This is a genomic window from Klebsiella sp. D-Nf1, from assembly GCF_002810515.1.
In the GTDB taxonomy this organism is placed as follows: domain Bacteria; phylum Pseudomonadota; class Gammaproteobacteria; order Enterobacterales; family Enterobacteriaceae; genus Klebsiella; species Klebsiella variicola.
This window is the reverse complement of sequence record NZ_PIOK01000001.1, coordinates 475,310-499,002: the sequence shown is the minus strand read 5'-3', so window position 1 is coordinate 499,002 and position 23,693 is coordinate 475,310. Positions and strand designations below refer to the sequence as shown.

26 protein-coding genes and 1 pseudogene are annotated in these 23,693 nt (G+C 56.9%); 19 read left to right on the top strand and 8 right to left on the bottom strand.

Translation table 11 applies throughout. The features are described from left to right. Positions 1 to 15 precede the first annotated feature (15 nt). Positions 16 to 1,458, top strand: a complete 1,443-nt coding sequence (locus CWM54_RS02415; protein WP_100695818.1) for a DHA2 family efflux MFS transporter permease subunit — start codon at positions 16 to 18, stop codon at positions 1,456 to 1,458. 122 nt (positions 1,459 to 1,580) lie between these two features. On the opposite strand, the gene CWM54_RS02410 is transcribed toward CWM54_RS02415, so the two are convergent. Both CWM54_RS02410 and CWM54_RS02405 read right to left on the bottom strand, forming a co-directional pair. Next, positions 1,581 to 2,366 (bottom strand): SDR family oxidoreductase, encoded by a 786-nt coding sequence (locus CWM54_RS02410; protein ID WP_100695816.1) that lies wholly within the window; start codon positions 2,364 to 2,366, stop codon positions 1,581 to 1,583. Positions 2,367 to 2,417: 51 nt separating this feature from the next. Continuing rightward, positions 2,418 to 3,314, bottom strand: coding sequence for a GntR family transcriptional regulator (locus CWM54_RS02405; RefSeq protein WP_100695814.1), 897 nt, complete (start codon positions 3,312 to 3,314; stop codon positions 2,418 to 2,420). Between the two features lie 192 nt (positions 3,315 to 3,506). Here CWM54_RS02405 and CWM54_RS02400 point away from each other — a divergent pair, with 192 nt between their 5' ends. The 7 genes from CWM54_RS02400 to CWM54_RS02370 are packed head-to-tail and all read left to right on the top strand — an operon-like array spanning position 3,507 to position 10,185. After that, positions 3,507 to 4,319 (top strand): ABC transporter substrate-binding protein, encoded by an 813-nt coding sequence (locus CWM54_RS02400; protein WP_100695812.1) that lies wholly within the window; start codon positions 3,507 to 3,509, stop codon positions 4,317 to 4,319. A 27-nt stretch (positions 4,320 to 4,346) separates the two neighbouring features. After that, entirely contained in the window at positions 4,347 to 5,072 is a 726-nt protein-coding gene (locus CWM54_RS02395) for an amino acid ABC transporter permease (RefSeq protein ID WP_008807665.1), read from the top strand. After that, complete coding sequence (locus tag CWM54_RS02390) at positions 5,069 to 5,809, top strand: amino acid ABC transporter ATP-binding protein (protein WP_012968502.1); 741 nt, start codon at positions 5,069 to 5,071, stop codon at positions 5,807 to 5,809. Before CWM54_RS02395 ends, CWM54_RS02390 begins: the two co-directional genes overlap by 4 nt. A gap of 13 nt (positions 5,810 to 5,822) precedes the next feature. Next, on the top strand, positions 5,823 to 6,998 hold the full coding sequence (locus CWM54_RS02385; RefSeq protein ID WP_100695810.1) for a M20 family metallopeptidase: 1,176 nt from the start codon (positions 5,823 to 5,825) through the stop codon (positions 6,996 to 6,998). Continuing rightward, a complete protein-coding gene (locus CWM54_RS02380; protein WP_100695808.1) occupies positions 6,995 to 8,095 on the top strand; it encodes a mandelate racemase/muconate lactonizing enzyme family protein in 1,101 nt (366 codons plus the stop codon). Before CWM54_RS02385 ends, CWM54_RS02380 begins: the two co-directional genes overlap by 4 nt. Beyond that, a complete protein-coding gene (locus CWM54_RS02375; protein ID WP_016160709.1) occupies positions 8,082 to 9,251 on the top strand; it encodes a M24 family metallopeptidase in 1,170 nt (389 codons plus the stop codon). The genes CWM54_RS02380 and CWM54_RS02375 overlap by 14 nt, the downstream gene beginning before the upstream one ends. 10 nt (positions 9,252 to 9,261) lie before the next feature. After that, positions 9,262 to 10,185: a dihydrodipicolinate synthase family protein gene (locus CWM54_RS02370; RefSeq protein WP_023297410.1), complete on the top strand. Its 924-nt coding sequence runs from the start codon at positions 9,262 to 9,264 to the stop codon at positions 10,183 to 10,185. Here the strand turns inward: CWM54_RS02370 and CWM54_RS02365 are convergent. After that, a complete protein-coding gene (locus tag CWM54_RS02365; protein WP_100695806.1) occupies positions 10,169 to 11,266 on the bottom strand; it encodes a glutamine amidotransferase-related protein in 1,098 nt (365 codons plus the stop codon). The genes CWM54_RS02370 and CWM54_RS02365 overlap by 17 nt on opposite strands. Before the next feature lie 68 nt (positions 11,267 to 11,334). On the opposite strand from CWM54_RS02365, the gene CWM54_RS02360 reads away from it, so the two are divergent. Together CWM54_RS02360 and CWM54_RS02350 are read left to right on the top strand one after the other, a co-directional pair. Further along, entirely contained in the window at positions 11,335 to 12,543 is a 1,209-nt protein-coding gene (locus tag CWM54_RS02360; RefSeq protein ID WP_100695804.1) for a pyridoxal phosphate-dependent aminotransferase, read from the top strand. A gap of 386 nt (positions 12,544 to 12,929) precedes the next feature. Next, positions 12,930 to 13,517 (top strand): TetR/AcrR family transcriptional regulator, encoded by a 588-nt coding sequence (locus CWM54_RS02350; RefSeq protein ID WP_022065835.1) that lies wholly within the window; start codon positions 12,930 to 12,932, stop codon positions 13,515 to 13,517. A gap of 26 nt (positions 13,518 to 13,543) precedes the next feature. Here the strand turns inward: CWM54_RS02350 and CWM54_RS02345 are convergent, their stop codons facing one another. After that, positions 13,544 to 14,320: a BPL-N domain-containing protein gene (locus CWM54_RS02345; RefSeq protein ID WP_100695800.1), complete on the bottom strand. Its 777-nt coding sequence runs from the start codon at positions 14,318 to 14,320 to the stop codon at positions 13,544 to 13,546. 494 nt (positions 14,321 to 14,814) lie between these two features. Between CWM54_RS02345 and umuD the strand changes: the two genes are divergently transcribed. The 3 genes from umuD to CWM54_RS02330 all read left to right on the top strand — a co-directional run bounded on the left by umuD (position 14,815) and on the right by CWM54_RS02330 (position 17,004). Then, positions 14,815 to 15,234, top strand: a complete 420-nt coding sequence (umuD, locus tag CWM54_RS02340; protein WP_008807676.1) for a translesion error-prone DNA polymerase V autoproteolytic subunit — start codon at positions 14,815 to 14,817, stop codon at positions 15,232 to 15,234. A gap of 2 nt (positions 15,235 to 15,236) precedes the next feature. After that, the gene (gene umuC, locus CWM54_RS02335; RefSeq protein ID WP_100695798.1) at positions 15,237 to 16,499 is read left to right on the top strand and encodes a translesion error-prone DNA polymerase V subunit UmuC; all 1,263 of its coding nucleotides are present in this window, start codon (positions 15,237 to 15,239) and stop codon (positions 16,497 to 16,499) included. A gap of 262 nt (positions 16,500 to 16,761) precedes the next feature. Further along, positions 16,762 to 17,004 (top strand): DinI family protein, encoded by a 243-nt coding sequence (locus tag CWM54_RS02330; RefSeq protein ID WP_002901096.1) that lies wholly within the window; start codon positions 16,762 to 16,764, stop codon positions 17,002 to 17,004. Between the two features lie 171 nt (positions 17,005 to 17,175). On the opposite strand, the gene CWM54_RS02325 is transcribed toward CWM54_RS02330, so the two are convergent. After that, positions 17,176 to 18,312 carry a glycosyltransferase family 9 protein gene (locus CWM54_RS02325; RefSeq protein WP_165785705.1) on the bottom strand — a complete coding sequence of 379 codons (1,137 nt, stop codon included), beginning with the start codon at positions 18,310 to 18,312 and terminating at the stop codon, positions 17,176 to 17,178. On the opposite strand from CWM54_RS02325, the pseudogene CWM54_RS29140 reads away from it, so the two are divergent. From CWM54_RS29140 to CWM54_RS02315, 3 genes and pseudogenes are all read left to right on the top strand, one after another. After that, positions 18,307 to 18,466: pseudogene (locus CWM54_RS29140) on the top strand (hypothetical protein). The gene CWM54_RS02325 and the pseudogene CWM54_RS29140 overlap by 6 nt on opposite strands. Before the next feature lie 95 nt (positions 18,467 to 18,561). Then, entirely contained in the window at positions 18,562 to 19,062 is a 501-nt protein-coding gene (locus CWM54_RS02320) for a YbaK/prolyl-tRNA synthetase associated domain-containing protein (RefSeq protein ID WP_008807680.1), read from the top strand. Between the two features lie 117 nt (positions 19,063 to 19,179). After that, entirely contained in the window at positions 19,180 to 19,626 is a 447-nt protein-coding gene (locus tag CWM54_RS02315) for a DUF441 domain-containing protein (RefSeq protein WP_008807681.1), read from the top strand. On the opposite strand, the gene CWM54_RS02310 is transcribed toward CWM54_RS02315, so the two are convergent. Further along, the gene (locus CWM54_RS02310; protein WP_162677727.1) at positions 19,610 to 20,404 is read right to left on the bottom strand and encodes an AraC family transcriptional regulator; all 795 of its coding nucleotides are present in this window, start codon (positions 20,402 to 20,404) and stop codon (positions 19,610 to 19,612) included. The genes CWM54_RS02315 and CWM54_RS02310 overlap by 17 nt on opposite strands. A gap of 106 nt (positions 20,405 to 20,510) precedes the next feature. Here CWM54_RS02310 and CWM54_RS02305 point away from each other — a divergent pair, with 106 nt between their 5' ends. Further along, positions 20,511 to 21,686, top strand: a complete 1,176-nt coding sequence (locus CWM54_RS02305; protein WP_165785908.1) for a CynX/NimT family MFS transporter — start codon at positions 20,511 to 20,513, stop codon at positions 21,684 to 21,686. A 31-nt stretch (positions 21,687 to 21,717) separates the two neighbouring features. On the opposite strand, the gene CWM54_RS02300 is transcribed toward CWM54_RS02305, so the two are convergent. Then, entirely contained in the window at positions 21,718 to 22,410 is a 693-nt protein-coding gene (locus tag CWM54_RS02300) for a CTP synthase (RefSeq protein WP_100695794.1), read from the bottom strand. A gap of 145 nt (positions 22,411 to 22,555) precedes the next feature. Here CWM54_RS02300 and CWM54_RS02295 point away from each other — a divergent pair, with 145 nt between their 5' ends. Together CWM54_RS02295 and CWM54_RS02290 are read left to right on the top strand one after the other, a co-directional pair. Continuing rightward, entirely contained in the window at positions 22,556 to 23,065 is a 510-nt protein-coding gene (locus tag CWM54_RS02295; RefSeq protein ID WP_061154986.1) for a DUF523 domain-containing protein, read from the top strand. A gap of 4 nt (positions 23,066 to 23,069) precedes the next feature. Continuing rightward, on the top strand, positions 23,070 to 23,408 hold the full coding sequence (locus tag CWM54_RS02290) for a DUF488 domain-containing protein (RefSeq protein ID WP_075203370.1): 339 nt from the start codon (positions 23,070 to 23,072) through the stop codon (positions 23,406 to 23,408). Here CWM54_RS02290 and CWM54_RS02285 read toward each other — a convergent pair. Beyond that, positions 23,398 to 23,637: a DUF333 domain-containing protein gene (locus CWM54_RS02285; protein WP_074386263.1), complete on the bottom strand. Its 240-nt coding sequence runs from the start codon at positions 23,635 to 23,637 to the stop codon at positions 23,398 to 23,400. The two genes, CWM54_RS02290 and CWM54_RS02285, sit on opposite strands and share 11 nt — an antisense overlap. Positions 23,638 to 23,693 lie beyond the last annotated feature (56 nt).

The window sequence follows — 23,693 nt, the reverse complement described above, 5'->3', positions numbered from 1 at the left end:
CCTAAAGGTTATCCCATGAATATCAATCGAGATACGCAGGCTAAGAAAACAAACCATGCTGATCCCATCAATGCCATCCCGCCGGTTTTGTGGATGCAAGCCGCCATCATCACTCTTGGGGCATTCGCTACCATGCTCTCATCCACCATGCTCAGTGCTGCGCTTCCGGCCATGGCAAAGGGCCTGGGGGTGACGGACGCCTCCATCCAGTGGATAGCCACCGCGTACCTCATGGCACTGGCCGCAGGCGTTCCGGTTAGCGCATGGGCGGTAAAACGGTTTGGCGCCACCCAACTTTGGCTCTATGCACTTATTTTATTTGGTGTTTTCTCGGCAGTTTGCGCGTTATCCCCGAATATCGAAGTGCTGCTCATCGCCAGAATAATGCAAGGTCTGGCAGGCGGGTTACTCGTGCCGGCCGGGCAGACGATCCTGGGTCTGGTGGTCGGTCGTGAGCGCCTCGGGCGGATCATTGGTACGATAGGCGTGGCTATCGTCATTGCGCCCTTACTGGGAACGTCTCTGGGTGCCGTGCTGCTTCAGGTCTGCGGATGGCGAGTCTTGTTTTTTATTAATGTCCCCTTATCTCTCTGTGCCTGGCTTGCGGGATGGAAATTACTCCCTCGCCCGACAATAAAAAATGATAAGCCGCTCTCCCTGGACTGGATGGGGTTAATACTGATTCTTTGTAGCCTTCCCCTGCTCATGGAGGGTATTAAAGGTGTCAGCCTGAATAGTGGTGAAAATAGCGGGAACATTATCTTACTCAGCGTGGGCGCACTGTTTATCGGCTTGTTTATCTTTCGCTCTTTTCGCATTGACTCGCCTTTACTTCATCTCAGCCTTTTCAAACATCGTGGCTTCACATTATCGGCGTTGCTGATGGCTATCGGAGGTGCGGTGAATTTTGGTGGGCAGTTCCTGCTCCCGTTGTATTTCCGCGACGTTTGCCATGAAGCACTGGCTGACGTGGGTTTGCTCCTTACTCCGCAGTTAATCGGTTCTGCCATAGGATTCCCGGTCGCCGGTTATTTCTCAGACCGGCTGGGTCCTCGCGTGGTGCTGATCGTTGGCGGCTTGCTCTCGGTGTTAGCGACATGGCCGCTGGCCATGATTGATGGGGGCAGTAGCTACCTCCTGGTCGGTAGCGCACTCGCTATCAGAGGGTTCGGTTTAGCCCTTGCGACAGTGCCGGCGATGGCGGCAGGCCTGGCGATGGCGGGTACCCGTCATGTTTCTGATGCAGCACCGATTCTCAACATCCTGCAGCGTGTTGGCGCGATGGCTGGCGCGGCCCTGGTGACGGCGTGCTACGTCAGACTGGCGCATACGCAGGGTAGCTTAGCCGCCTTTCAGCACGCCGGGTGGATACTGATCAGCGGCGCCATACTGCTCACCCTTTCAGCACTTTTCATGGTGAACCATCAGGGTTCATCAACGCGGGGAGAAACAAGATAACCGGTCTGGCGTCCTGTCCCTCACCCGGTACGCAATAGTTAATACCTCATGCTGAATGAGCGCGAGAGAGGCGTGAATGCCAGTCAGCGACACCAGCGACTGGCATTGCACGCGACTCCCCACTAAATCGAACCAATCAATCCGCCATCGACCCGGATCACCGCCCCGGTAATGTAGCTGGCAGGCTGGCTTGCCAAAAAGGCAGCGGTGGCGCCGTACTCCTGGGGGTGACCATAACGTCCCGCCGGAATGCTCAGACGACTCTTCTCCGCGACCGCTTCCGCAGTGGAATGTTCCCGTTTCGCCTTGATAGCATCCAGCTGACCCACCCGGTCGGTAGCGATGCGCCCAGGCACCATCACATTCACTGTGACGCCGTCGGCCGCCACTTCAGTGGCAAGGGTTTTCGACCAGCCGAGTAAGCTCATGCGCAGCGCATTCGACAGGGCGAGACCCGGAATCGGGGCAATCACACCGGACGAGGTGGTGGTAATAATGCGTCCCCAGCCACGGCTGCGCATGGCGGGCAGTAGTTTATCGGTGAGCTGGATCAACGAGGCGACCATCACTGAAAATTGCTGTTGCCAGACGGCGCCGTCCGTCCCCTGTGCCAGCGTGGGCGGTGGGCCACCGGAATTATTGACCAGAATATCGATGTCGCCCCAGTGTTCGCGGATATCGGCGATGACCGTATCAAACTGTTCCGGGACGGCAAGGTCCAGCGGCCAGGCGCGGGCGGTACCGCCCAGCTGAGTGATGCGTTCCACCGTTTGCGCCAGCTTCTCTCTGTTGCGGCCTGTCACGGCGACCTTCACGCCTTCCTGCGCCAGCGAGCAGGCGATAGCCTGTCCAAGGCCACTTCCCGCACCGCAAACCAGTGCCACACGCTGTTGTATCTGCAAATTCATAAATGCTCCTGATTGTATTTTCAGGAGCACTATGTGCAATAGTGATGCCAGTTATACGCGTGGGCTTTTTACATTGACCTGGTCAAACGCGTATTGCAGGTGTTTTCTCATCAACTCTGCCGCCTGTTCCTGTTTGTTCTCTCGCAGGGCATCGATGATGGCAACGTGCTCTTCGCACCACTCTTTTACGCGACGCTTATTGTGATAGCTACCAAATTCCAGCAGGCGGCGCAGCCGGTTTTGCTGCTGAATGGCCTGTAATACAAACAGGTTGCCGCTGGCCTCTGCCAGCAACTCATGAAACGCCGCATCGGTTTCGAAAATCTCTTTGGCCGGGACCTGCGTAATGTCCGGGTGGGTGATGAGTCTCAGATGCCGGGCGCGCAGACGTTTAAGCATTTGCCGGTCAACATGCAGGTTGGGCGTCAGCAACGCCATCGGTTCAATCATCAGGCGAAAACCGTAGCTATTGCGCAGAGCGATATCGGAGTTCAGGGTTTGCAGAAAGCGCCAGCCATGCCCTGCATTGCGGGCAATCAGGCCATCCTCCGATAGCTTCACCAGCGTACGGGTCAGCACGCCGCGATCAACATCATAGCGCTGGCTGATTTCGGTCTGGGTAAAGGATTCCGGCAGGATACCTGCAATGCGGTCATGGACCAGTTGCTCGTACAACTTCTGGTCATTGCTCTTGGACTGCTCAATCTCCAGCTGATCCAGCTCATTACTGCGTTTAAGCAGGAAAAAACCCTGGTTTGGCCGCGCTTCAACCACCCCCATTCGGGTCAGTTCCTTGAGCCCGGCACGTACCGGGGTACGCGAAACACCCAACGCATCGGCAAGATGTTGCTCACGTAAATGATGACCTGGATCGAATCTTGCTTCAGATATCAGGTCGAGTATTTGCCGGGCTATCCGGCGACTGCTCGCAGTGGAGTCAGGCTGCATGAATTCACGATTCCCTGAAATGCATTGTTGTGGTCGATATACACAATATCACGAGCCACAAAACGCAGCAAAGTAAAGCAAGGAGTGCACGATTAACGTGCAATACGCACCAGAATGAGACATTTTTTTCACACGCATAATTGTATTTATTGACTCACTAAATTCAATTTAAACATTAGCCAGGAGACGACTATGTCCAGCAATTCTTTTCTGTTTCGCCGCGTGCGTACCTTGATGTTCGCGCTGACCGCCCTGCCACTGGTCAGCCATGCGGCGGTGGAAACCATCGCCAAGGGTCAGCTGACCTATGGAACGGCAGCGACGTTCATGCCTTTTGAATACGTGAAAGCAGGCAAGCTTACCGGCTTCGATATCGACCTGATTAACGCGCTAAGCAAAGAGATCCAACTGACGCCGGCGCCAATGCCGATGGAATTCAAAGGGCTTATTCCGGCGCTGCAGGGTAAACGTCTGGATATCATCAACTCCGCCATGTACGTCAATCCGACCCGTGCCGAGCAGGTTGACTTCGTACCCTATCTGAAAATCGGCAGCCGCGTGGTGGTCCGCAAAGGTAACCCGGCCAACATCACCGGACGTGACCTGAGCCTCTGCGGCAAAAACATCGCCGTGACGCTCGGCGGGATCGAAGAGAGCCAGGCGCGGGCAGACAATCAGCGCTGCCTGGCGGCCAAAAAACCGGCCATCAACGTCATGACGTTCCCCGCGGCCACCGATTCCGCCGTGGCCGTCGCCCAGGGACGTGCCGATGCCGAGTTCCTCTCCACGCCGGGCACCGTCGCCCTGTTTACCGAAAAAGCTGGCATGTTCGAAGCGGTTGGCGCCGAGTTCGAAGCGAATACTCACATCGCCTTTGCCGTGCGTAAAGGCGATACCGCAACCCAGGCCCTGCTGGAGCAAGGTCTGCAGAGACTCGTCAAAAATGGCACCTACACGCAACTGATTAAGAAGTGGAACTTCCCAGACTCCGTTGCCCTTTTCTAACCCGTTTGCCATTAACCGGAGAACGCTATGTCGATCGATTTAATGTGGCAGTACTTCCTCTCCCCCGAATTTATTCGGGGTGCGTGGATGACGCTACTGATTACCCTCTGCTCACTGTTGTGTGGCGTGGTGCTGGGCCTGGTGTTGGCGCTGTTGCAGGAAGCGCCGTTTCGCGCCGGGAAAGGGCTGGCCTTTTTCTACCTGTGGCTGTTTCGCGGGACGCCGGTGCTGTTCCAGATAATCTTTGTCTACAACGTGCTGCCAGGCTTCGGCTTACGCTTCTCCGCGTTTACCTGTGCAGTGCTGGCGCTTTCGCTCAATGAAGGCGCCTACATGGCGGAAATTCTGCGCTCTGGCCTGCAGGCGGTGAAAAGCGGCCAGCGCACCGCCGGCATGGCGCTGGGTATGACTCACGGCCAGATCATGCGAAAAATCGTTCTGCCTCAGGCCGCACGCATCGTTCTGCCGCCGATGGGTAACCAGATGATCAGCATGCTGAAATCGAGCGCGCTGGTCTCGGTTATCGCCGTTCAGGAACTGCTGCTGGTCGCTAACCAGGCCGCCAGCGCCAGCTTCCGTTACTTCGAAGCGCTTTGCGCTGCGGGCATCTATTACCTGCTGCTCACCAGCCTGTTCATGATCTTCCAGTCGTGGCTGGAACGCGTGCTGGATCCCAGGCAGCGCCGCAGCAAAAGCCAGAAGCGGCTGACTCGCCTGTTTAAATTACCGAAAACCGTCCGGGAGGAACCATGAGTGAGAAACCGCTGCTGGAGATGATCGGCATTGATAAGACTTTTGGTCGCCAGACCGTACTCAAAAACTGCTCTCTTACCGTGCAACGCGGAGAAACCGTGGTGCTGATTGGCCCGTCCGGCTCGGGAAAATCCACCCTGCTACGCTGCGTCAATATGCTCTCGCCCGCAGACAGCGGCGATGTGTTCTTCGCAAGCCAGCACATCAGCCGGGGCGACGTGCCGGCGCACAAACTGCGTCAGCGCATTGGCATGGTGTTCCAGAACTACGAGCTGTTCTCGCACCTGACCGCAGCGGAAAACATCATGCTGGCCCCGATGACGGTGTTGGGAATGAACCGTATTGATGCCCGCAAACTGGCGGACAACCTGCTGGCAAAAGTGCGCATCAACGAACGTGCAGACCATTTTCCGGACGAGCTCTCCGGCGGACAGCAGCAGCGCGTGGCGATTGCCCGGGCGCTGGCGATGAAGCCCGAGCTGATGCTTTACGACGAACCCACCTCCGCCCTCGATCCGGAGATGATCCGTGAAGTGCTGGAAGTGATGGCGGAGCTCAGCGCGGAAGGCATGACCAGCATGGTGGTGACTCACGAAATGGGCTTCGCCCGTCGGGCTGCTAACAAGATTCTGTTTATGGAAGACGGCGAAATTATCGATCGCGCCAACACCAGCGATTTCTTCGCCGGCCATGTCAGCGACCGCGCGCAGCGCTTCCTGACGCAAATATTACATTAATCACGGAGTTCCTATGTCCAGTTATCAGGTTGACAGCGCTCGTATGAAAAAGGACTTAGCGACGCTGGTTGCCATCAACACGGAGAATCCACCGGGCCATGAGCGCGAAGCCGCCGAATGTCTGGAAGGCTGGCTGCTGACCGCCGGGTTCGATCTCTCCTTTAGCGAATACGCACCGGGGCGGACCAACGTTATCGCCGTCCTGAACAATGGACCGGGGTCGTGTTTCGCCTTTAACACCCACCTTGACACCGTTCCGGCGGGCAGCGGCTGGGCCAGCGATCCCTTCACGCTCACCGAGCGTGACGGACGCCTGTACGGACGCGGCGCCTGCGATGCCAAAGGCCCGCTGGTGGCGATGGTTGAAGCCCTGCGTCTGCTGGCTGCCAACCGTCAGCAGTGGTCCGGCACATTGATGGGGGTGTTCACCGCCGATGAAGAGGTCGCCAGCGAAGGGGCGAAATTCTACGTCCGTGATAATCCACCGGCGATTGATTTTGCGGTGATTGGCGAGCCGACCTCGAATGCCACCTTCTCCGCCCACAAAGGCAGCTTACGTCCTCGCGTGCGGGTTAAAGGCGTCACCGCGCATTCCGGTACGCCGGAGTTGGGGATCAACGCGATTTACCAGTCGGCGCGCCTTTTAGGGTTGATTGAAGAAGCCCACCACCAGCAGGTGCGTTGCCGCTGCCACGATCTGGTCGGCAACGCCAGCCTGACGGTAACCCGCATCCACGGCGGCCATGCGGACAATGTGGTGCCAGACAGCTGTGAGCTGCTGCTTGACCGTCGCATGGTTCCGGGCGAAGACGAAGAGGTCGTCAAAGCCGAACTGCAGCAACTGCTCGACCACGCGTACGCACATGCAGGTGTGGAAGCCGAAATTATCGCCTGGCAGCCCACCACCGGTGGCGCGACGCAAACCGACAGCCGCGAAGCTATTGTCGAGCAAAGCCTTGCTGCCTGTCGCCGTCATGGGCAGAGCGAACCCGGCCCGTTTGGTTTTCAGGGGGGATGTGACCTGGTGCATTTCCGTTCGCTGGGCGCAAAAGGCGTCGTGATTGGCCCCGGCTCGCTGGCCGTGGCTCACAAACCCGATGAATTTGTCCCTGTCGATGAATTTATCGCCGCGGCCTACCTCTATCTCGATATTGCGCTCGCCATGCTGCCGCCGGAGCCCGGTTTATGAAAGCGCAGCTCTTTCGGGGAGATCTGCATTACACCGGTGTGACGCTGCATACCGCTGCCTCTGGTCCGGTAACGGCGCTCGACACGCTCTGGCTGCGTCTGGAAGACCAGGGAGTGACCGGGATTGGCGAAGTGCGGCTCAACATTCGCTACCTGCATGGCTACCGCGAAGAGCAGGTGCTGAACAACTTGCTTCAGACACTTCACCGCTGGGACTGGCGCCAGGCGCCCGCCGCGCGACTTGCCGCGTTAGATGATGAGGGCTGCACGCTCCTGTCGCCATCGCGCATGGTGCTGGATATGGCCTTGCACGACCTGCTGGCGCGTCAGCAAGGGGTAAGCGTTGCCGCCTGGCTGGGGGCGCGGGATTGCCTGCCTGCGTGGCACACCAACCAGACCCTGTTCTGGGGCAGCGAGAGACAGATGCTGGAGCAGGCGCAACGCTATGTCGATCGCGGTTTCACTCAACTGAAGTTGCGCACAGGCGTGGCGGATTTCGCTACCGACCTGGCCCGTCTGCAACGGCTGCGCCAGCGGTTCGGTCAGCAGATTTCGCTGGCGATTGACGTGAACGGCCAGTGGTCTCTGGCGCAGGCTCACGCGGCATTCCCATGTCTGCGCGAGCTGAAGCTCAGCTACATCGAACAGCCGTTAAGCCCGGCAAACGACAGCCAGCTTGCGGAGCTGTACGCCTACGGCATACCGATCATGCTCGACGAAAGCCTCAACAGTGACGCCGCCATCACCCGGCTGATCGCCGCCAAAGGTGCGCTGTGGGGGCATCTCAAACTGGTGAAACTGGGTGGCCTTGCGCCGACGCTGGCCGCCGCCAACCAGCTGCGACTCGCCGACGTGCCATTCATGATTGGCCAGATGAATGAAGGCCATGCTGCCACCGCCGCCGCGCTCCAGCTGTGTCGTGTCGTGCAACCGGCATTTGCCGAGCTGTATGGCGCCGATGGCTTAACGGATGATCCCGTCAGCGGGCTGGAATACCGCAATGGCCTGGTCACCGTCAATGACTCACCCGGTCTGGGCGTGCAGTTTAATGCCGCGCAGGCCCACTTACTCCAGGAGTTTACTCATGCAAGATGTTAACAATGTGATTCAGGGCAGTGAGTCCGCCTTTAGCGCTGATGAATATGCGCAACGCATTCGACGCACCCGCGAACGCTTAAGCCGCGCGGGCGTGGACGTCATGATCGTTACCGGCCCGGAAAACATTTTCTGGCTCACCGGTCAGCAAACACCGGGCTATTACACCTTCCAGGCGCTGTTGCTGCCGGTAGAAGGGGATCCGGTGTTTGTGATTCGCCAGCTCGAATACTTTAACTTTATCGCCAACACCTTTATTTCTGACGCCGCCATCTACCAGGATGGCGATAACCCGGTGGATTTCCTGGTGGGCATGCTGCAACAGCGCGGCTGGCTCCACAAACGGATTGGGCTGGACAAACGCGGTTGGTTCCTGCCGGTTGCCGTGTATGAAGCCCTGCAGGCCAGGCTCGGCACCATTGCCGATACCGCGGGCGTCATCGAGCCGCTGCGCGCCGTGAAATCGGCGGCGGAGGTGGAAAAAATCGCCATCGCAGCGCGCTATGTGGACGCGGGCATGCGCGCGGGCATGGCGGCGATTCGCAGCGGCGCAGACGAAAACGCGCTGGTCTCGGCGATGATGGGGGCCGCCATTGCCGCCGGTTCCGAGTATGTCGGCATGGAACCGCTGGTCTCAACCGGCCCACGCAGCGGCGTGCCGCATGGCACATGGCGTCGTCGGGTGATGCAGGATAACGACCCGGTATTTCTCGAAATGTCAGCGGCTCACGACCGCTACCACGCCGCGATGATGCGCTCCGCCTGGCTGGGGCGGCCGCCCGCTATCGCCATCGAAATGGAAAAAGTGTGTCAGGAAGCCCTGCAGGCCTCCCTTGATGCCATTCGTCCAGGCGCCACCTGCGAAGCGCCGCACCTGGCCTGCCAGAAGGTGATTGATCGCGCCGGGTTCACCGAAAACTTCAAAAAACGCACCGGTTACTCCATCGGTATCGCCTTTGCGCCGGACTGGGGCGAAGGCGGCATTCTCAGTCTGTATCGTGGCGTCACCACTGAGCTGCAGCCAGGAATGACCTTCCACATTCCACCGGCTCTGCGGATCTACGGTCAATTTACCGTCGGCGTCAGTGAAACCGTGGTGGTGACCGAAACCGGATATCGTCAGCTGGGTTCCCTGGCTCGCCCTCTCACACTGCTGTAAGGAAAGAAAAATGAAAGATATCAATGAATGCCGTGAACGCCTGCGCGGTATTTTCAACATCACCGTCACCCCGTTCACCGCCAGCGGCGCGATCGACTTTCCGGCGTTACGTGAAAATATTGAACGCGTGATTGGTCTGGGTTATGACGGTCTGCTGATTGGCGGCACCTACGGTGAATTCCCGGTGATGACCGTCGAAGAACGCCGTGAGCTGTTTCATCAAGTCATGGCCTGTGTGGATGACCGCGTGGCGGTCATGCTGTGCAGCGCCAGCGCCGACCCGCGCGATGCCCGCGAGCTGACGCTGCTGGCAAGCGAGCTGGGCGGCCTGCCGATGGTGACCGCGCCCTTTGTTAGCGAAATCACTGACCAACAGATCGTCAGCTACTTCAAAGAGATGGCTCCCTTATCCAAAACCGGCATCCTGGTGTACAACGCGCCGGGCATCGGCATCACCCTCTCCCCGGCGCTGCTGGAACAACTGGCAGAGATCCCCAACGTGGTCGGCATCAAACAGGGCGATCTCAACCCCACCGCCATCGACCAGATTGCCAACCGTCTGCGTGGGCGTCTGCGCCTGTTCTGTGCATCCGATCTGGCCTTCCTCGGGCCAATGATGGCCGGATTTGACGGCATCAGCACGACCAACAGCGGCGCGCTGCCGGAGCTGATTATCAATACCTTCCGTGCCGTGGAACAGGGCGATGCCGCCACGGCCCGCGATCTGCATCAGCTGTGGTACGCGTATCGCGCGCTGGCGCGCAAACATGGTCAGCCGCAGCTGGTGAAAGCGGCGATGGCGCTGCGCGGTTTTAACGGCGGCACCGTACGCGCACCGTTAAAACCGATCGACGACGCGGCGCTGGCGGAGCTGACTCACGTCATGTCGGCGCTTGCCAGCGACAGCCGTAGCGGCGTTACGCTGGCGCGTTAAGCGCCGCCCGTAAAAAGGCGACAAATAGCGGATGGGGCGCATCCGGGCGGGACATCAGTTCCGGGTGCCCCTGCACACCATGCCAGAACGGCAGTTCCGGCTGGGAGATGGCCTCCACGATATCGTCCGTTTGCGCACTGACGCTGACTCCGCTGCGATCCAGCGCCGGTAATAAGTCGGTGTTAAAGCAGTAGCGATGGTTGTAGTGCATTTCGCGGATATCACCGGGGATCAACCCGAAGGAAAAAGGGAATACGCCGCAGCGATGACGGCCATCAACAAAGGGAACAAAGCTGTGCAGAGCCTCATCCGGAGCCACTTCGGCGGGAATGGCTGATTCGCAACCCGGACGCCGGCGCACGACTGCGGTCATCATGCTCTGCATTCCCAGGCATAACCCCAGCGTGGGCTGTCCGCGGGCAAGCGTATCTTCCGCCACGCGGATTTGTCCCTTGACGGCGGCCATCGAGGAACCGCCTGGCAACACGACGCCCTGGACGTCGTGGAGGTCGTGTAACCCAGGGGACAGACTGACCGGCGAGAAGAAATGGACATCCAGCTTCAGCCCCAGCGACGCCGCGGCATCACCCAGTGAGCCAAGCGTGGCGGGGTAAACCAGACGGTGGTCTGACTCACGGCCAATCAGTGCGATGCGCAAGGACGTCCCGGCAGAGGATAGCTCCCCGGCATCCCAGCGACCATAGCGATCGGCGGTGAGGTCTAACAACGTATGTTGTCCGTCGCTGAGCGTCAGGCGCTGGTTGCGGTCATCACTGAACAGCCGTTGGCCCGGCAGGTCGGCGATAAGCGCAGCCTGCGAGGACGCCAGCACAATGACAGCATCTGACTCAGGCAGGCTGGCGATATCGCGTACCTCTTCACGCAGCGTATCGCTGCGCCAGAGGCCGCTGGTCACGCAGTACCCGGCACGAATGACGTGCTGATGGCTGTCGGGAACATCGCCGGCGAAGTCGGGGCGAAGGCTCCAGAGAGGCAGTCCAAGACGATTAGCCCACAGGCTGGCGGTAATACCGTAGCGAGCGGGCGCAGAGGTGTTATCGAGAATAAAGATCGGTGACACGGCGAGTTTCCTGCTGAGGTTGGGGACCTAATTGTATTAATTGAATCATTAGATACAAAAGAGGATTTATGAATAACAGTCAAATCGCCCGTCGTATGCAATCTGTACGCCCTTCACCGACAGCGGTCATTTCTGACCAGGTACGGGCACTGGAAGCCGCAGGCAAGCCGGTTATCAACCTGGGCGAAGGAGAACTGGATTTTGCTACCCCGGCCCATATCTGCTATGCGGGAATTGAAGCGATCGTGCATCATCAGACTAAGTATACCGCCGTTTCCGGCACCGCCGCGTTAAAGGAGGCCATTGCCGCCAAGTTCGCTCGCGACAATCAGTTGCATTACCGTCCGCAAGAGATCATCGCAGGCAGTGGCGCCAAGCAGCTTATTTTCAATGCTTTTCTGGCCACCCTCGACGCCGGGCAGCAGGTCATCATTCCCGCCCCCTACTGGGTCTCGTATCCGGATATGGTCTCTCTGGCCGATGGCGAACCGGTGATTGTGCCCTGTGATGAACAAAACGGCTGGAAGCTGACGCCACAACAACTGGCCGCCGCCCTCACCCCATCAACGCGCTGGCTGATCCTCAACTCGCCGGGCAACCCGACTGGGGCGATTTACAGCGAGCAGGAACTGCGTGCCCTGGCTGCGGTGCTGGCGGATTACCCACAGGTGCTGGTGATGGCCGACGATATTTACGAGCCGCTGCGCTATGACAATATCCCTTTTACCACTTTTGCCCAGGCCGCCCCGCAGATGGTTTCGCGTACCCTGACGGTAAACGGTGTGTCCAAAAGCCACGCCATGACCGGCTGGCGCTTGGGCTATGCGGGAGGGCCGCAATGGCTGATTGCCGCCATGCAGATCCTGCAATCACAAAGCACCTCCAACCCCAGCAGTATTTCGCAGGCTGCGGCGGTCGCAGCGCTTAACCACTCAGCCAATTTCTTCGACGGCTGGCTCAACGTGTTAGATAAACGCCGCCAGCAGGTGCTGGGAATGATTGCCGCCACCGATGGCCTGAGCGCCACCGCTCCCCAGGGGGCATTCTATGTGTTTGCTAACTGCCAGGCGCTCATGGGCCGGATGACCCCTGGCGGCGAAATCCTTCGCAACGACAGCGCGCTGGCGAACTGGCTATTAGAACAAACCCAGGTGGCCGTTTTACACGGCTCCGCGTTTGGAATGCCGGGGTATTTGCGTATTGCGTATGCGATAGAAGATGGCCTGCTAACCCAAGCCTGCCAGCGGATAGCGGGCGCCTGCGCGCAATTGCGTTAAAAGCGTGTGGTGGCGCAGCGGCTACCCACGCGGCGGCAAACCACGCTCGGTCTGAAAAATGCCGTGCTTATCGCCTACCTTGCCGATAAGCACGTTGTCATCATGATAGCTCACCGGGTAATCGCGACGTTCTCTTTCCCGGTTTTCCACTCCACCGTTGCGGCCACCACCGCACGCGGCAGGAATAGCATCCTGCGCATAGCTAATAATAAAGCGAACTCCTTGCAGCTGAATTTATACCAGACCCACAAAATAGATTTTCGTTATTTGGTTAATCCTATATAAAACATAATGCTAACAGCTATCCCCGAATGTTGAACACGTGCAAGGTTTCAGAAATTATGATATAGTTCGCGCTTTAATGGATAGTGATTAAGGTTGAAATATTGAAAACGGCCAATTTTTCTGAGTTGATAAAAATAGCAGCGCTACAACTGTTCAGAGAAAAAGGGTTTAGCAATGTCTCAACCCGTGATTTGACGCAAAAAATGAATATTTCCAGAAGTCATATCTATCACTATTATCGAGACTGGGAAACGCTCAAGAAATCCACTATTCAGTATATGTTTGAAAATGACATACAAGAATGTCATGCGTTTTTAAACGCGTCAGAAAAAATGAGCGCTAGTGAAAGAGTAAACCTCTATATTAGAACGCTGTTACCCGATGCACCTTCGGCACACTGGCTGCTCTACCTTGAACTATGGCCAATGGCAGCACGCGATGCGGATTATGCTAAATTAGTGCACGATCACTCCCTGCAATGGATCACTATTCTTGAAGGCATCATTAGCGTAGGGATGCAGGAAGGCGAGTTCCTTGCGGAAAACGCCGCTACCTCAGCCAGACAAATAAACACATTAATTGATGGGTATTCCAGCTTGCTGATCCTCGATTATTCAGAAGACAGACGCAGCATTTTTCTTAATGAAATATCTGAGCTTGCCTTTAAAATCCTTAAAAAGGATTTCTGAGTGGGTGAAGCAAAGTACCGTATCAGTTAACTCTTTTTTATATTGAGATAACTTAAAATACGCTGCATTTTACTTTCTGCCGTCGTATTTCCTGGCGCAGTGCTGTCTATCCAGGTCTCATCGGCTTCAGGATGCGGACCTGACAGGATGATGTTTCCCTTGCCATACCGGTACTTACCAATGGCGATATCTCCATTCTTGTAGTAAGCGATCGGCTGGAATCCAGTACTTGAGATACTACTGTTGAGATAAGGCCCATCCTGGTAGTAAAAAGGCTCTTGTTTATTATTCCATGTCAGTTGCAGGGTATAATCGCCTTCATCAACGGCCTGCGAACCGGGTCTCCCCACCTCTGACTCTAAAGGCGCATCAATAAGCCCTATCCAGTCTTTGTCGGCAAGATAGGCCCCCATACAAAGACCAAGAAAGGATTTGCCACTTTTCACAAAATTACGGATAGCCTCTGCCCCTTCATCACCCAGGGCTTGATAAGATCCGGGTATATCCTGACCGCCGCCAGGTTGAATATAGAGATCGAATTTTTTCAGTGTTTGTGCATTTAATTTCAGCTTTTCTTTTTCACCAACATAAGAAATGTGCAGAGGCAGACCTGTCGCGACCAGCGATTTTACCACCATTTCAGAACAACCCGGGCACCCGGCCTCCCCGCGATAAACGGCGACATTATAACTCTCTGATTGCGAGGGCTTTGCCAGCACCGATGCGGTGAAAAAGGCGAAAGAAAAGGCAACCGTTAGTATTTTTGCTTTTTTAAGTCTGGTGCCCTGGAAAAAAATTTTCATGTCAGTAGATCCCCTGGTTATGTAGTGTCATGGTTAATCACAGCGTATCACTTTTGGATCCCGCAGATGATGACGATAAATTAGAGCACTTGCTCAAAGTTATCCTCAACCTCAAATTTGTCAAGCCGTTTTAGTTAAAATAAATAATGTTTATTTATTCTGTAAGGTAAAGGCGACAATATTTTATAAATAAATTTTAATGAGATATTCTCATATCTTATTGTCTTCTCAATAACATTAAATACCGAAGAGAGGGTGAAAAAAGAGTCGATCATGCTCCATGTAATACCGCGGTCGTCTTACCGGGCAAACGTCAACGTTGGCGTACTGGTCGCGCTACACAGCGATGGCAGTTCAGCAACAACACCACATGGCATGCTTTACATAAATCATCATTATATTCATGCAGTTATAAAAACAACGTCACATGCGCCTTGATCCATCAGTACATTCAATAATACTGTATATAAAAACAGTATTCGAGGATCGATACCATGCAGTTTACTCGGCCAACTGAGATTTCGCCCCCACTCATGCTCCCCCTCTTCTCCGAGAGGGTGCCCTGTGGATTTCCCAGCCCCGCTCAGGATTATGTTGAGGACAGGCTGGATCTCAATAAATTATTGATAAAACATCCGAGTGCTACTTACTTCATCAAAGTCAGCGGAGAGTCTATGCGTGATGCCGGCATCAGTGATGGAGACCTTTTAGTGGTTGACCGCTCACTGTCTGCCGTCCATGGTGATATCGTCATTGCGGCTATCGCAGGTGAATTCACCGTGAAAGAACTTCGCACTCATCCTTTTTTACAGCTAGTGCCGCACAATCGCGATTACGCTTCCATTTCGTTTCATAATGCCGAAGAATTAGAAATATTTGGCGTGGTCATTTTTAGCATTAAAGCGCATAAATAATTATGTTTGCCCTCGTCGATGTCAATAACTTCTATACTTCTTGTGAAACGGTTTTTCGCCCTGATTTAAAGGGAAAGCCTATTGTGGTCGTGTCCAATAATGATGGTTGCATTATTTCTCGCTCAGCCGAGGCAAAATCCCTCGGTATAAAAAATGGTGAGCCTTTCTTTAAAATAAAAAATAACCCTTATTATTCCAGTGTTCATTTTTTCAGTTCTAACTATGCGCTTTATGCCGACCTCAGTGACCGTGTTATGCAAACGCTCACGGCAATGTCTCCATCAATAGAAATCTACTCCATCGATGAAGCCTTTATTAATTTATCCGGAGTAATGAATTGCGTCCCCTTATCCACCTTCGGCCATGAAATAAGAACTAACGTATTGAAAAATACTGGCTTAACGGTGGGCGTAGGTATTGCGCAAACCAAGACATTAGCCAAGCTCGCTAACCATGCCGCCAAGACATGGCGCGGCACGGGCGGCGTTGTCGACTTATCCAATATTGTGCGCCAACGCAGGCTACTCGCCCTTGTCCCTGTTGAAGAGGTCTGGGGCGTTGGGCGAAAAATGAGTAAAAAACTTAATTTAATGGGTATTAATACCGCTCTGGATCTGGCTGAAAGCTCATTATGGGTCATAAAAAAGCACTTCAATGTGGTGCTGGAAAGGACCGTTCGCGAACTGCGTGGTGAGCCATGTTTTGAGCTACAAGAATTTTCCCCAACAAAACAACAGATTATTTGTAGTCGCTCTTTTGGCAACCGGGTAACGCAGTATTCAGATATGCATCAAGCCATTTGCGCCTATGCTGAGCGAGCAGCAGAAAAATTACGCACTGAGCATCAATTTTGCCGCTTCGTTAGCGTATTTGTCCGGACGAGTCCGCACGCCGTTAATGAAAAATATTATGGCAACCAAGCGTCAATGAAGCTATTAACGCCGTCTAATGATACCCGTGACATTATAAATTGTGCCACAAACTGCCTGCAGAGAATTTGGATTGATGGTTATCGATATATGAAAGCCGGTGTTATGCTTGCTGATTTCTTCAGTAATGGCATAGCGCAGCTAAACTTATTTGACGATAACGCTCCGCGCAAAAATAGTGCTGCGTTAATGGACGTTATCGACCAATTAAATCAATCCGGGAAAGGAAAGGTCTGGTTTGCCGGTCAGGGGATCGAAAAATCCTGGGCGATGAAGCGTGAAATGCTTTCCCCGGCTTACACCACCCGATATTCAGACCTACCCGTCGCGAAATGAATGTACGCAGGTAATGACATCGCTTCGGGTGAAGGTCACTGCGTTTACCAGGCCTACGCAATCAGCGATAACGCCTTTGCAGCGCGGAAATCCCCTCCGCTCGTCAATGAGGCCTGCCTGACCGCCGGCGGACGAGGTGCTGCTTTTGCGCGCAGCCCGTCTCCCGCGCGAGGTTGCGGATGAGCAGCACCGCGCATTCACTTGACACTGTACATTAATACAGTAAAACTATCGCCCGCGATCAGCATACAGAGGACAGAAGATGTTTGTGGAACTGATTTATGACAAGCGCAATTTTGCCGGGCTGCCGGGTGCCAGAGAGGCCATTCTTAACGAACTGACCAAACGCATGCAGCGCATTTTCCCGGAAGCGGAAGTGCGGGTGAAGCCGATGATGACGCTGCCGGCGATCAACACCGACGCCAGCAAGCATGAAAAAGAGCTGATCAGCCGTACGGTGCAGGAGATGTTTGAAGAAGCGGATATGTGGCTCACTGAAGAGTGATGCCGCCCGTCGTTGGCGGCGGCCATCTCTTTAAGAGCTTTCCCGGATGTGGCAGAGCAGCGGGAAACAGTACAATAGCGGCGGTTGCAGACTGGCAATGCAACCTTCGCTCACCTGCTGGCTCTTGCATACGGCCAGCAGGTGAGCCCTACCAACCTCCCCTCATCGCCCTCACAGCGTCTCCGGTAGCGCCGCCATCATCCGATCCACCAGCTCGCGATGCTGATGGACCTTCCCGCATTTAACAATGATCTGTCTGGCGTTGTCATAGCCCGGGGCCCACAGCCGGTTATTGAGCAGAACGTCCTTATAGACCGCGATCAGCGGTTTGTTCCACGCCGCCGCCATATGCACCACCGAGGTGTCCGGGGAGATAATCAGCTCCGCCTGGGCAATCAGCGCCATCGCATGGTGCAGCGTGTTAAACGGATTAATCACCACCTCCGGCGGCAGCGGGATGCGGATCTCACGCCGATGATCGAGCAGAATAACCGCCAGCCCCGGATGGCGAGCCCGCAGCTTGTCGAGCAGTTCGGCCAGCTGCGTCTGGGAGAGACTCCGGTCGGCATGGCCGGCAAAAATATTAATCACCACCGCTTTTCCGCTCAGCGACGCCAGATACTGCGCCACCTCCTGCGTAATCGGCGCGGGCACCGCCAGGTCGTAAGTGTCCAGACCGCGAGTGTCCAGTTTGAGATAGTCGGCGATCAACGCGAACGTTTTCGTCACGTGCCAGTGCTGGCAGTCAAAATCAAAAGAATGAGAGTAGTGTTTAATCGATGGCCATTTATTAAACCCGAGCACTGATTTGGCTTTTATTTGTCGGAAAAGCCGCAGGCGATGCACGGGAATATCGAACAGCGAAGGGTCAATAATAATATCGTACTTATTATTAGCCAGTTCATTAATGACGTCGCGGGGAACGTTATGGTTAAATTTACGCAAAAAGTCAGCGGAATTGACCGGCTCAGCTTCATAAATATGGCGGATCCGCGGGTTATAGCGCATCACCTGGCTGTTAGAGGTCGTCAGTAGAAAATCAACGATATAACCTGACTGATGCAGGCATTTTACCAGCGCGGAATCCACCACCACATCGCCGACCGCCCCCTCATTGCGCATGAGTAAGACAGTTTTCGCGGACGACAAATCCACCGGCTGACGGCGTCGGCGGTCCCAGAGCGCTTTCGCCACTCCCACCCGCAGGGCATTACGTACTTTCTTAGTAAAGTAATTCCGCCGTCTGTTGAGCTCCCTTATTTTATTAAACTTCTTGCGTGGGGAACCCTGCATGGTTGCATCGTGCATCATCCTAACCTCATTACGGCAATTATTAATATTCTGTGTCGTCCGATAGAGACTGAGCGAAATAAAAAAAGTTCGATTGAAAATGAAAATCATTCTTTTTTTTATTTACAAAACTCATCTGCTGCGCCTGCGAGATTGCACCACAGCACTGTGAAGCAATAATGAGCGAATGGTGAATTTCCCGGCCCACCGTTGGCAGGCTGACACAACAGCGCTAAGCTGGCTGCTTGATGATGTCAGGAGGACGCTATGCTTGAAGCAGTAGAAGGTAATATCCACCAGCGGCTGTGTGCGCTGCTCGACGAACACCAGGCGCGCTACCGGGTGATGGCGCACGACGCGGTCGGCCAGTGCGAAGCCGTCTCGGCGATCCGCGGCACCGCGCTTGGCCAGGGCGCAAAAGCGCTAGTCTGTAAAGTAAAAGGAAACGGCGTCAACCAGCATGTGCTGGCGATCCTCGCCGCCGATCAGCAGGCCGATCTCGCCAGCCTGGCCCGGCATATCGGCGGCAGCAAAGCCTCGCTGGCCAGTCCGGCGGAAGTGGATGCCCTCACCGCCTGCGTGTTCGGCGCCATTCCCCCCTTCAGCTTCCATCCGGCGCTGCGGCTGGTGGCCGACCCGCTGCTGTTTGAGCGCTTTCCACAAATCGCCTTTAACGCCGGACGCCTGGATCGGTCGATCATTCTCGATACCGAGGATTATTTACATATCGCCCGACCGGAGATCGCGACCTTTCGCCGCCTTAGCTAACCGGGCATCCGCCCTGATTTTCGCCGCATGGCGTAAAAATCCTGTTTATTCACGCCACGATGCGTAGAGTAAGCGGGATATTTTTTGGCTTTCTTTTTTTGGCAAGGACCTCTGTACATGTTTGATACCACCCTGTTGATCCTGCTGGGTCTGGCGGCGCTCGGCTTTATCAGCCATAACACCACCGTAGCGATCTCCATCCTCGTGCTGATTATCGTGCGCGTCACACCGCTGAATACCTTCTTTCCCTGGATTGAGAAACAGGGGCTGACCGTCGGGATCATTATTTTAACCATCGGCGTGATGGCGCCTATCGCCAGCGGTACGCTGCCGCCCTCGACGCTGATCCACTCCTTTATGAACTGGAAATCACTGCTGGCGATTGCGGTCGGGGTGTTTGTTTCGTGGCTCGGCGGTCGCGGCGTAGCGCTGATGGGCACCCAGCCGCATCTGGTAGCCGGGCTGCTGGTCGGCACGGTACTCGGCGTCGCCCTGTTTCGCGGCGTCCCGGTCGGGCCGCTGATTGCCGCCGGGATCATCTCATTGTTTATTGGGAAGTCGTAGCCAGGCTGCCGTGATAGCGGCCCGGCGTCTGTCCGAGCCCTTTTTTAAACATAGTGATGAAGGCGGTGGTGGAGTCGTAGCCCAGCGCCTGAGCCGTTTGCTGCACCGTTTGCCCGCGGATCAGCAGCTGCAGCGCGAGGATCAGCTGCAGCTGATGGCGCCAGCGGCGAAAGCTCAGCCCCGTTTCACGCACCACCAGGCGGGCCAGATTGCGCTCGCTCATCGCAAACACCGCCGCCCACTGGCTCAGGGTCTGCCAGCGCGCCGGATCCTCGGCCATCATCGTCACCATCTGACGAATTTTCGGGTGGTTTGATACCGGCAGCTGCAGGTGCTCCTGCGGCTGCCGGGGCAGCTCATCAAACAGAACCTGCACCAGCCGGGCCGTGGCAGGGGCGGCCAGCGACTCCCCGCCGCGTTCCGCCAGGGTGAGGATCAGCTCACGCACCAGCGGAGAAATCTTCAACGTACAGCAGCGATCCGGCATCGGCGCGGCGCCCGGCTCGATGAACAGGAAGCACACCTGGGCGCCGGGGGTGGCGCGGTTACTGTGGGAAAGCTGTCCCGGGACCCACACCGCATACTGCGGCGGCACCATCCACATCGCGTTCTCCACCTCGCAGGTCAAGGCGCCGTGCAGGGCGAGGATCAGCTGCCCCTTACGGTGGGAATGCGCCGGAATATACTGCTCCGCCTCCACCACCTGAATACGAAAGGCAATGGCCGATTCGTGGCCACTGTCCGGTTCATAACCATCCAGACCCAGTCCGATCATCATGTTGTCCGATATTAGCGATAATCTGTCATTTTAGCTTGATTTAAACAGGAGACAAAGTCGCTATCGTAACCCCCTCGTTAGTTACCTTGAGAATGATATGTCTTCTGTGATCTCCTCTACCGGCCGCCGCCCCGCGCTGCTGATTGCCGGTATCTTGCTCATCGCCACCACCCTGCGCGTGGTCTTTACCGGCGCGGCGCCGCTGCTGGACGCGATTCGTAGCGACTATAGCCTGACCACCGCGCAGACCGGGTTGCTCACTACCCTGCCGCTGCTGGCCTTTGGCCTTGTCTCGCCGCTGGCGGCAGGGGTTGCCCGCCGGTTCGGCATGGAGCGCAGCCTGCTGCTGGCGATGCTGCTGATCTGCGCCGGCATTGCCCTGCGCTCCCTGCCCTCCGCTGCACTGCTGTTTATCGGCACGGCGGTGATCGGCTGCGGTATTGCGCTGGGCAATGTCCTGCTGCCCGGACTGATTAAACGGGATTTCTCGCAGCATGTCGCGCGGATGACCGGCGCCTATTCCCTGACGATGGGTGCGGCGGCGGCGCTCGGCTCGGCGCTGGTGGTTCCTGTGGCGATGGCCGGATTCGGCTGGCGTGGCGCGCTGTTGCTGCTGATGATCTTCCCGCTGCTGGCGATCCTCAGCTGGCAGCCGCAGTCCCGGCGCCGGGCGGAGGCGCCATTGACCGGCTCAGGCGCCATGCACAACCGGGGGATCTGGCGGTCGGCGCTGGCCTGGCAGGTGACGCTGTTCCTCGGCATCAACTCGCTGGTCTATTACGTGATTATCGGCTGGCTGCCGTCGATTCTGCAGAGTATGGGCTATAGCGAAGCGCAGGCCGGCTCGCTGCATGGCCTGCTGCAGCTGGCGACCGCCGCGCCCGGTCTGGCGATACCGTTGATCCTGCATCGGCTGCGCGACCAGCGCGGGATCGCGGTGCTGGTCGCCCTGATGTGCGCCATCAGCGCCGCCGGGCTGTGGCTGCTGCCAGGGCTGGCGATCGGCTGGACGCTGCTGTTCGGCTTTGGCTCCGGAGCTACCATGATCCTCGGCCTGACGTTTATCGGCCTGCGCGCCAGCTCGGCGCACCAGGCCGCGGCGCTGTCAGGGATGGCGCAGAGCGTCGGCTATCTGCTGGCCGCCTGCGGGCCGCCGCTGATGGGCAGGATCCACGATGCCAATGGCGACTGGCATATTCCGCTGCTGGCGGTGGCGCTGATTTCGCTGGTGATGGCGGTCTGCGGCGCCCTCGCCGGACGTGACCGGGAAATCCATTCCTGAAGATGACCGGCAGCGCCCGCTGCCGGTGGGTTTATTGTGCCGCGGCGCGCAGCAGCGCCTGTACCAGCGGCGAAGGACGCCCATCCAGCGCGTGGCGTTCATGCTGGAACAACGTGGCGACAAAAAACGGGTGCGTCACCAGCTCGACGGCGCGGATCTCACCCTCTTCATCCCAGCCGGTGACGCGCAGATCGCCCTGTTCCAGCTCTCCGGCAAACGCGCTGTCCACCCCGTACCGGCAGTGGTAGCCCTCTTCAATGCTCTCCCGGCCATAGGCGCGGGCAATCAGCGTATTCGCCCGCAGCTCGACGACGGCGGAGGTCTCCACCAGCGAACAGCTGAGGGGAGCGATCACCATCCGCCCTTCGTTGTCAGTTTCCGCATGACCAGCATCCTGCCAGCCGAGCACGTTACGGGCGTATTCAATCACCGCGTGCTGAAAGCCGCCGCAGGTGCCGAGGAAAGGGATGCCGTTTTCGCGGGCATAGCGGATCGCGGTAAAGGCCCCCTCCGGATGACGATACGGGCTACCGGGAACGACCCAGATGGCATCGTACTCGGCCAGCGCCTCGCCGGAGACAATCGACGGGGTGGCGAGCCAGTCATATTTCACCGGCTGCTCCAGCACGGCGGCAGCATCGTCTATCGCCAGGGGAATGGCCTGATGGGCAACAATATCGGGGTGATAATCGCCGACGAGGGCGAGGCGTAAAGGGGTTTTCATAGCAGGTTCCTTATGTCTGGACGAGACGAGCAGCACAAGGCACGTCAGGATAGCGATCCCTCCTGTGGAACACAATCCTTATTTTCGCCCCACCGCCCCCGCCGGCGGGTAAGGTATACTGGAGCAAGCGCGAAAGGGAGAGAGGATGAAAAGTAAGCTTTTGGTCAGCGCCTGCCTAATGGGATTCCAGGTGCGGTATAACGGTAGCGAGAAGGCACATCTGGCGACGACCCTGTCCCGCTGGCAGCAGACGGGACGGCTGGTGATCCACTGCCCGGAACTGGCGGCCGGTCTGTCCACGCCCCGTCTGCCGGCGGAGATCGTCGGCGGCGCCGGCGGAGATGTACTTGCCGGGCGGGCGCGGATCGTGGAAAGCGACGGCCGCGACGTCACGGGACATTACCAGCTGGCCGCCTGGCTGGCGCTCAGCGCCGCCCGGGAAGCGGGCTGTCAGGCAGCGTTACTCACCGATGGCAGCCCTACCTGCGGCAGCCAGTTTGTCTATGACGGTTCTTTTCGCGGACGACGCAAAGCGGGCGCCGGGGTCGCGGCCGATCTGCTGCGCGCCCACGGCATCACGGTATTTTCCGACGGGCAAATCCCGCAGTTGCTCGCCTGGATGGCACAGAGGGAGCAGGATGATGATTCAATGTAAACGGGTGTATGACCCGCAGGAAAGCAGCGACGGCTACCGGGTGCTGGTCGACCGTCTCTGGCCGCGGGGGATTAAAAAAGAGGCGCTGGCCTGTGATGAATGGTGTAAGGCGTTAACGCCTTCCGCTGAGCTGCGAAAAGCCTTTCACGGCGAGGCGATCGATTTCGCCCACTTCAGCCAGCGCTATCGCCAGGAGCTCGACGCCCATCGTGAAACGGGCCTGCGGCTGGCGGCGCTGGCGCAGCGCCAGCCGTTGACGCTGCTGTACGCTGCGAAGAACACCGAGCAGAATCATGCCCGGGTGCTGGCCGCCTGGCTGGCGGCCCTGCCGGTTACGATTTAGTCGGATGATCCCGACGCCACAGCGCCCACTCGTCGAGGGTTTCGCCGCTGGGTAGTTTGCACTGGGTGCTAACGCCCTGCGGCGTTTGCACCGGCACCCGGGTACCGCCGGATTGCTGACAGTACACCGCCGCGGGATTGGCCATGCCGATGGTTTTCGTCGGCGCGGTGGACTGCGGCTGGGTACAGCCGGCTAATACCAGTGGCAGAATAGCCAGTAACTTTTTCATCGTTCCTCCCTTTCCTGAATGCCCGGGGATTTTAGCCTGAATCTCCACGTTTTCTC